General features: G+C 54.8%; 8 protein-coding genes and 1 pseudogene. 2 read left to right on the top strand and 7 right to left on the bottom strand.

All coding sequences use genetic code 11. The annotated features are described in order from the left end of the window. Nucleotides 1-478 precede the first annotated feature (478 nt). On the top strand, nt 479-1,453 hold the full coding sequence (gene gluQRS / locus ACQ4N8_RS10545; RefSeq protein WP_430704315.1) for a tRNA glutamyl-Q(34) synthetase GluQRS: 975 nt from the start codon (nt 479-481) through the stop codon (nt 1,451-1,453). A gap of 22 nt (nt 1,454-1,475) precedes the next feature. On the opposite strand, the pseudogene ACQ4N8_RS10540 reads toward gluQRS, so the two are convergent. The 7 genes and pseudogenes from ACQ4N8_RS10540 to ACQ4N8_RS10510 all read right to left on the bottom strand — a co-directional run bounded on the left by ACQ4N8_RS10540 (nt 1,476) and on the right by ACQ4N8_RS10510 (nt 6,511). Next, a pseudogene (locus tag ACQ4N8_RS10540) lies at nt 1,476-1,840 on the bottom strand (DnaJ family domain-containing protein). A 179-nt stretch (nt 1,841-2,019) separates the two neighbouring features. After that, entirely contained in the window at nt 2,020-2,829 is an 810-nt protein-coding gene (locus tag ACQ4N8_RS10535; protein WP_430704314.1) for an SDR family oxidoreductase, read from the bottom strand. Between the two features lie 103 nt (nt 2,830-2,932). Continuing rightward, nucleotides 2,933-3,568 (bottom strand): ABC-2 transporter permease, encoded by a 636-nt coding sequence (locus ACQ4N8_RS10530; protein ID WP_430704313.1) that lies wholly within the window; start codon nt 3,566-3,568, stop codon nt 2,933-2,935. After that, complete coding sequence (locus ACQ4N8_RS10525) at nt 3,561-4,427, bottom strand: ABC transporter ATP-binding protein (protein ID WP_430704312.1); 867 nt, start codon at nt 4,425-4,427, stop codon at nt 3,561-3,563. Before ACQ4N8_RS10525 ends, ACQ4N8_RS10530 begins: the two co-directional genes overlap by 8 nt. A gap of 2 nt (nt 4,428-4,429) precedes the next feature. Then, a complete protein-coding gene (locus ACQ4N8_RS10520) occupies nt 4,430-4,813 on the bottom strand; it encodes a GntR family transcriptional regulator (RefSeq protein ID WP_430704311.1) in 384 nt (127 codons plus the stop codon). A 631-nt stretch (nt 4,814-5,444) separates the two neighbouring features. After that, complete coding sequence (locus tag ACQ4N8_RS10515; protein WP_430704310.1) at nt 5,445-5,657, bottom strand: hypothetical protein; 213 nt, start codon at nt 5,655-5,657, stop codon at nt 5,445-5,447. Nucleotides 5,658-5,689: 32 nt separating this feature from the next. Further along, nucleotides 5,690-6,511 (bottom strand): hypothetical protein, encoded by an 822-nt coding sequence (locus ACQ4N8_RS10510; RefSeq protein WP_430704309.1) that lies wholly within the window; start codon nt 6,509-6,511, stop codon nt 5,690-5,692. Between the two features lie 367 nt (nt 6,512-6,878). On the opposite strand from ACQ4N8_RS10510, the gene ACQ4N8_RS10505 reads away from it, so the two are divergent. After that, entirely contained in the window at nt 6,879-7,118 is a 240-nt protein-coding gene (locus ACQ4N8_RS10505; protein ID WP_430704308.1) for a hypothetical protein, read from the top strand.

Genomic DNA, 7,118 nt, shown 5'->3' with positions numbered 1-7,118 from the left:
TCGATGTAAACCTGTGAGATAGTGAGCATGTCTTTGAGAAAGATAAACTTGTAGGTCAGGACTCCGGATTTAAGGGGCCTAGCCGAAAGTGCAGTTTTTTATCACGATAAGCACATATACCCCAAATTGGCCCCAAATTCCTGCATTTTTGCATCTTTTTAGCTGTAATCTTTAAAATCGGCCGAAATTCCTGCACTCTTGCAGTTTTTCGATCCGGTACATAAAGGTACGGCTTCAAGATTCGCGATCATTGGACTAGTCTTTATGCACATAGGAGACCTTGTTAGGTTTAATGCAACGATAGTCCTTATCTGCCGGGCATGAGCTTAAAAAATCAAAATAAGGCCCTTTTTTACCCCTATCTCCTTTAAGCTGATGATGAGTCATCCGGACATAAGAAAAAAACGTCTATGGACGTGAACTCGACAACGGCTGCGGTGCGCCGCGGCCGACTACGAACCAAGGGAAGTGAAGCAACATGAAACGCGGACGTTTTGCACCGACGCCTTCCGGCGACATGCATTTGGGAAACGCCAAAATCGCGCTGCTGTCCTGGCTGCAAATGCGCGCCGCCGCAGGGGTATTCGTGCTGCGGATTGAAGATATCGACATTCAACGCTCCAAGCCGGAGATCACGGAAAGGATCATCGCCGACCTGCGCTGGCTTGGGCTCGATTGGGATGAAGGGCCGGGCGCTTCGGACGCAACCGGGCCTTATTGGCAAAGCCGGCGGACGGAGCTGTACGATGCGGCGCTGGCCAAACTCGCCGCCGACGGACGGCTCTACCCGTGCTTCTGCAGCCGGGCGGAGCTGCTGGCCGTCGCCGGGGCGCCGCACGGCTTGTCCTCGGAGGGCGCGCCGTATCCCGGCACTTGCCGCTCTATAAGCCCCGCGGAGTGGGAGCTTAAAGCGCAGCGCAAATCGCCTTCGCTCCGCTTTGCGCTTGGCTCGGACGCCATCCGCTTCGACGACAAAATCGCCGGGCCGCAAGTCTTCCCGCCGGGGAGCGGCGGCGATTTTGTCGTGCGCCGGGCCGACGGCCTCTATTCCTACCAGCTGGCCGTCGCGGTCGACGACGCGGCGATGGGCATCACCGACGTGCTGCGCGGCGACGACCTGCTCGATTCCACGCCGCGCCAGCTCCATCTTTACGCGGCGCTGGGGCTGACGCCGCCGGCCTTCGCCCACGCCCCGCTGATCCTCGGCGAGGACGGACGGCGGCTGGCCAAACGGCATGGCGACCTCGGCATCTCCGCGCTGCGCGCCGCCGGAACGAAGCCGGAAACCGTCATCGGCTGGCTGGCCTATATCAGCGGCCTGCTGGACCGTCCGGAAGCGGTGCCGGCCAAAGACTTGATCGCGGGCTTTCGGCTGGACCGGATTTCGCGGGAGCTGTTTATCCTAACGGAAGCGATGGTACGCAGGCTGCTTCCCGGCACTTCGCCATCTTAGGCGAGCGGCCCGATACCGCGGCCTACTCCAGCTTTTGGCGAATCGCGTCCTCATACTGCCGGAACGCCGGATTGTCCTGCAGGCCCCGCTGGTCGGCCAGCAGGTTCAAACGCAGCTGCTGCTCCGACAGCCGCTTCTTCAGTTCCTGCTTCTCCGGCCCGTCCTCGCAGGCGGCGATCAAATCGCTCAACCGCACCATCTCGTTGTGCAGCATGACCTCCTCCGGTACGTACCCGGCGTTTTTCATCAGCTTGAAGGCCATCCGCAGGTCCTCGGGACTCCTGACAAATCCTCCAATTGCAGCGGCTTGCCTTTTCCGGGCAAATGATCGAATTCCCCGCGTTTCATCGCTTCGGCGATTTTTTGTTCCGCCAGCCAAGACAACATCATCGCTTCCTCCTTTTGAGATCAAATGTTAACCAAGTCGCCTTCGTTCTTTTCGCTGCTTCCATCATACCACAGACGCCGCAACGGCTTCCCGGCCACCCCCTCGGGCTGGTCCAAAGAAAATGAAAAGCGCCTCCGCGACCGGCGGAAGCGCTTATGCGCAATAGAACCCTGTACGGTTATAGCAGCGACTCCGCGCCGTCGATGACGATGCGGGCACCGGTAACATGAATCGCTTCGTCCGAAGCCAAGAAGGCTACCAGATCCGCGACGTTCTCCGGCTGCCCCGGCCCGTCGGCGAGCGGCTGGGAGCCCTCCGGATATTTGACGGGAATGATGATTTCCTCCAAATCCTTGCTTTTTTCCGTCGAAGCGTCGATATTGGTCGCGATTGCGCCGGGGCTGATGGCGTTGACGCGGATTTTGAATTGGGCCAACTCCAGCGCGATCATTTTGGCGAAAGCGACCTGGCCCGCTTTGGTCGTGCTGTATGCCGACATGCCAAAGCCGGAGAACGTGTCGTTTCCGTTGATCGAGCTCGTGATGACGATGCTGCCGCCGCCCCGCTTTTTCAAATAAGGGACCGTATGCTTGACCGTGAGGAACGTGCCGGTCAAATTGATGCTCAGCGTCTTCTCCCATTCCTCGAAGCTAAGCTCGTCGACCGGGGCTAGTTTGCCGTTGATCCCCGCGTTGGCGAAGACGATATCGATGCCGCCGAAATGGTCGGCCGCCTCGCGTACCGCCCGCTCGACCCGCGCGGGGTCAGCCACGTCGACGTCGAAGGCGCGCGCCGCGCCTTCGCGCATCGCATTGATTTCCCGCGCCGCCTGTTCCGTGCGCTCATCGAGCAAATCGAACAGCGCTACCTGCGCCCCTTCGCCCGCCAGCTTGACCGCCGCCGCTTTGCCGATGCCGGAACCGGCCCCGGTGATAATCGCCGTTCTCCCCTGAAAGCGCCCGCGGTTCGTCGTCTGATTTCCTGTCATGCCGTCACACTCCTGTTATGAATAAATGGGTTCTTGGCGTTGGTTTTCCTGCCTCTTTCCAGATTGCCCATTTAGGGGTGCGGTTTAGTCAACAAGACGCGTTTTACAAATCCCGGCGGGCAAATATCGCACGGGACGCCAGGTAAGAAACGACCACCGACAGTACGGCTGCACTCCCCCCCAGAAGGCCGGCCGCCACCGGATGCTCCGCAGCGGTCGCCGCAAGCCGCAGGGTTTCGTCGCCGCTTAACAAACCTGACGCAAGCTGGCTGCCGATCATGATGACGATGATCATCGCCACGTTCAGGTACTGGGCCCCATTCAAGCCAAGCCAGTAGTAAATGGGAATATAGAGCGACATAAAGAGGATCTGTGCCAAGAAGATGCTAAGCATTTGCCCGAGGTTCCAAACCACCGGCTGACCATGTACTGCGGTGGCTCCGGCATTCAGCAGCATGCTGAACACAAAGGCGAACAGCATCATGATGAAGGTGGAGGCGTACTTGGACAGAACGAGGAAACTCCGCCGTACCGGCAAGTTGACCAGAAATTGCTGACTGGGCAGCCGCATGTCGGCATTCAGCACCAAGATCAGCACCATTCCCGGCAACATGCCGTACAATGGCGAGCTGTCCGTTTGCACGAACCCGGAGAAGACGACCGCATAAATAACCAACAGCCAGATGTACCGCTGCATCAGCAGCACATCCTTGCGCACGAGATGAACGAGATTAGGCATACGCTTTGCCCCCTTTTGCCGTAAAATACATGATCTCTTCCAGCGTAGGACGCTCAAACAGCGCGTTGACCCCGAAAAGGGAGAGCGCCTGCTCCCGGTCCTTCGCCAGCGCTTCGAAGCCGACCGCCGTTTCACGGATGCCGATCAGTTCCCTGCGGACGTCGGCATCCAGAAGCTCCCCGCTTCCTTTGACGATCACGTAACGTTCCAGCACCTCGTCCTTGCTGTCCGCAAACACCAGCTCCCCGCGGTTCAGGAACGTAACGTAGTCCGCTACGCGATCCAAATCCGTGGTCAAATGCGTCGAGAACAGGATCGTATTATTTTCGTCCAAAATATAGTCGGCCAGCAAATCGAGCAGCTCCCGGCGGAACACCGGGTCCAGCCCTGCCGTCGGCTCGTCCATGATCAACAGCGACGGATGATGCGAAAGCGCCAAAGCGATGGCAAACTTCATTTTCATCCCTTTGGAGCAATCCTTGATTTTTTTGCGTTTCGGCAGCTCGAACAGCTCCATGTATTTGGTAAACAACGTTTCGTCCCACCGTTCGTAAAAAGGGGCAACGACTCGTTTCATCTGCTCCATTGTCAAATACTCATAAAAAATATTTTCATCGGAAATATAGCCGATCTGCTGTTTATAATTGCCGTCGTTTCCCGCGACAGATTTGCCCAATACGGTGATCCGACCTTCCTCCGGCAGCACCATGCCCATGATCGCCTTGATCACCGTGCTTTTTCCGGCTCCGTTGGGTCCGATCAATCCGGTGATATATCCTTTCGGTACCGCAAAGCTCAGCTTTGATAGGGAAAAATGGCCGTAATGCTTGACAAGGCCTTCTACTTCCAAAGCATTCATCTTCATGCTCCTCCTTCTTCGTGATCCAATAATCTGATCCAACCGATTAGCTCCTCGGTCGACATCAGGATGCTCCTGGATTCCTCCAGAACCTCCTTCAACTTGCCCTCAAACACCCGCAGCCGCTGCTCCCGGATAAACTCCTGATTGCCGCCGGAAACGAACGAGCCTTTGCCGACGACGGAATCGATCAACCCTTTCTGCTCCAGTTCGTTATAGGCCCGCTTCGTTGTAATGACGCTGATCTGCAAATCCTTGGCCAGCTGGCGAATGGAAGGCAATGCCGTACCCGGTGTCAGCTTCCCTTGCAGAATGCCGTCCCGGATTTGCCTGACGATCTGCAAGTAAATCGGTTCGCCCGAGGAATGGGAAAGCAAAATATCCATGCTTCACCTTCTTGCATTGTAAATTTTGTAGTCAATGTATATATACAATATACACACCAATAACAATAAAATCAACACTCTCTTGATGCCATTAAAGACGCCTTTCGGCGAATTTTCTAGGAAACCAGGCCATGCTTTCCCGCTTGATGCTTGATTCAGGTTGATCTTTTCCAGTCTGCCTGATCTTTTCGCGTCCGCCTTGGTCCTTTCTGGCATTCGATCCTCCTGCTGCCGTTCGTAACGGACCGTAATGACCGTAATAATATATTCAGCCCCATTTTCGGCGAAATAAGGGCTATGGTGTCCGTTAGGCCTCGTCATCTTGGGACTGCGCGTTTTGCACCGCAGTGCTCTTGGGACGGCCGCAGCTTCCTGCTTGTACACCGAAATCTCGCCAGCACCAAAATAGCGTCTTGCCGGAGTAGTCCCTGCGAGTGACCCCAATTCGCCTGTTCCAAAGCCACGCCCGTGCGCCTTATGCCCGCCCCCGTTCCAACCTCGTTTTCTTGTGGCAGCGGAAGCCCCGGCTCCGCAATTAATACATCATATATAAAAAAAGCCGCCCCTTCGTTCGGGACAGCTTTGCGTCTTATCATAGTTATGAATGGCATCCGTATGAATTATATCATCGCTAGGAAAAGAACTGGATCAGGCCTACTAAAATCATTCCCAGATACATGACGGCGATTACGACAAACAACGACAGAGCTATCCGAGTTAATCTGCCGCCCTTTCCCGTTCCCCGGCCTGAGTTGCCGATATGCCATACTTCCTGCTTCAAGCGCTCCACTTCTGCGCGGAGCTCCTGAACCTCCTGCTCCAGCCGGAAAATTTCCTGTTCCAATCGTTCAACCTCCCTTCCCGTGCTGTGAAAACCTAGAGCTCCAGCGGCTGCCGGAACCACATCAGCAGCATTTCCTGGAATTTTTGGCGCGGGGTGGGCGTGGCGATCATCCAGTCCTCCTCCTCCTTGGCGCTGAAGCGGATGAGCCAATTCATATGATCATTGTTGATAAATTGCATGTTTTGCGTTTCCCAGTCTTCTCCGCGTTTGGCATAGAAGCGAATATCGCCTTGCGAGATGCGCGTCTTGATGCATTTGGCCAGCGCGATCCCGCCTTCCTCGTCATCGGTCATTTCGGCAAGCCGCGACGTGATGCGGTCCAAATCCATTTCAGGCGCCTGATGCATCAGCGCCTCAAATTGCTTTCTGGACATCATTAAGGCCGGAAGTTCGCCGGTCGTACGCGTATTCCATTTCATTTTGCCGGCCAGCGCCCCGGATACCTGTCTTGCCCCCGCGGTCCGTTCCATCAGATAGCTTGGGGTTCTCCGGAAAAGACGTTCCAAGCGGATCAACTGTTCGCCGGCGATGTGCAGATATTCCTCGTATGCCCGTTTCCCGCTGACGTAGTTCAATCGGCAAGCTTTGCCGGCGTGCGATGCGGCAGTCAGATTATTCATTACGTCCAGAGGCAGGCTAACATGATCTCCATGCGCGCTAGGGGTGATGTAGCCTTTGCGCAGCAGCGATTCGCGTGCGTCCCCTGCGATCGGGTCCAACCCCTCTCGCAAAAAAACGTGAAAAGGATGCTTAGTGCCAAGCCAGCGGCTCATGCCGAGCCGTTCCGCGAGATACAACCATTCCCTCGCTTCCAAGACCACCGCTCCCTTGTTGGCCGGTTCCGTAATAAACATCTGTCCACCTCCTCCAGATTGGGTCTTGCTTCCGATGTTTGACCTACCTGCCGCATCGCCTTTCAGGTACATCGATGCCGTTCGGATGCAGTAATCATAACACTAATTAATTTAGCAATGCTCGGAAATATTTGCCAATCTATTACATTGTACCCATAAAAATAGGATGTGAAGCACGATTTTTCATAGAGATGAAACTTTTTTAATTCGGAAATCGTACTACATGTAGACGACGAAAAAGAGCGACTTACGTCCCTCTTTCCCGATGTCATCAAAGATTAATTGAATCATAATGTTTTCTTAATCTTTTTTTAAGTTTTCTACTTTACAATGATTACTATGAAACCACTGTATAGAGGTGATTACCATGAGAATTTTAATTAACTTCCAAAACAACCTTGTTCCGGTTTACTTCAACGTCGACAGCAAGCAGCCAGTACAGCGTACCTTGAAACTGCTGACCAGCGCGCTCGAGTACAAATATTATAACGGCAAGCAAGCTTTGAAGAAATGCCTTAACTCCCTGATCAGCATCGAGATCGACGGTTCCGAAGCGATTTTGCACAGCAAAAGCGAGTTCGACTCGCTCGCGCTTTCCCTCTATTAA

The sequence above is a fragment of the Paenibacillus macerans genome (genome assembly GCF_050565405.1).
In the GTDB taxonomy this organism is placed as follows: Bacteria; Bacillota; Bacilli; order Paenibacillales; family Paenibacillaceae; genus Fontibacillus; species Fontibacillus macerans_B.
The sequence above is the reverse complement of the archived record's forward strand: the minus strand, read 5'-3'. Positions and strand labels throughout refer to the sequence as shown.

What these genes read in the sequence shown, in the direction of transcription:
- gluQRS (WP_430704315.1), top strand. Translation starts at nt 479, where the DNA reads ATGAAACGCGGACGTTTTGCACCGACGCCTTCCGGCGACATGCATTTG.
- ACQ4N8_RS10535 (WP_430704314.1), bottom strand. Translation starts at nt 2,829, where the DNA reads ATGACAGGAAATCAGACGACGAACCGCGGGCGCTTTCAGGGGAGAACG.
- ACQ4N8_RS10530 (WP_430704313.1), bottom strand. Translation starts at nt 3,568, where the DNA reads ATGCCTAATCTCGTTCATCTCGTGCGCAAGGATGTGCTGCTGATGCAG.
- ACQ4N8_RS10525 (WP_430704312.1), bottom strand. Translation starts at nt 4,427, where the DNA reads ATGAATGCTTTGGAAGTAGAAGGCCTTGTCAAGCATTACGGCCATTTT.
- ACQ4N8_RS10520 (WP_430704311.1), bottom strand. Translation starts at nt 4,813, where the DNA reads ATGGATATTTTGCTTTCCCATTCCTCGGGCGAACCGATTTACTTGCAG.
- ACQ4N8_RS10510 (WP_430704309.1), bottom strand. Translation starts at nt 6,511, where the DNA reads ATGTTTATTACGGAACCGGCCAACAAGGGAGCGGTGGTCTTGGAAGCG.
- ACQ4N8_RS10505 (WP_430704308.1), top strand. Translation starts at nt 6,879, where the DNA reads ATGAGAATTTTAATTAACTTCCAAAACAACCTTGTTCCGGTTTACTTC.